Origin of the sequence: Achromobacter sp. GbtcB20, from assembly GCF_019091095.1 — a bacterium.
Lineage (GTDB): Bacteria > Pseudomonadota > Gammaproteobacteria > Burkholderiales > Burkholderiaceae_B > Achromobacter > Achromobacter mucicolens.
The window spans coordinates 1-283 of the sequence record NZ_JAGXJZ010000476.1 but is presented as its reverse complement, the minus strand read 5'-3'; the positions used below and the strand labels follow the sequence as shown (position 1 = coordinate 283).

Annotated in this window: 1 pseudogene; it reads left to right on the top strand. The window is 62.5% G+C overall.

Going from position 1 to position 283, the window contains the following annotated elements:
• Window positions 1-274: pseudogene (locus KVT32_RS29830) on the top strand (hypothetical protein); the annotation flags it as partial.
• Window positions 275-283: the final 9 nt, after the last annotated feature.

The window sequence follows — 283 nt, the reverse complement described above, 5'->3', positions numbered from 1 at the left end:
GGCCACCCTCCTCGAAAAAGTGAAAGAAACCGGCAAGGGCGGCGAGCTGATCCTGAAGCTGAAGGTGAAGCCCGCCGGCCGCGGCGCCGATGTCGACAAGATCGTGATCGGCGAGAGCGTCACCCTTAAGTTGCCGAACCCCGAGCGCGGCGAGGACTTCTTCTGGCTGACCGAAGACCATGACCTGTCGCGCAATCACCCCCGCCAGGGCAACCTGGAGCTGCGTGAAGCCACCCCACCCCAACCCATCACCCTGAAGGAAGCAGCGAAGTGAACGACAACA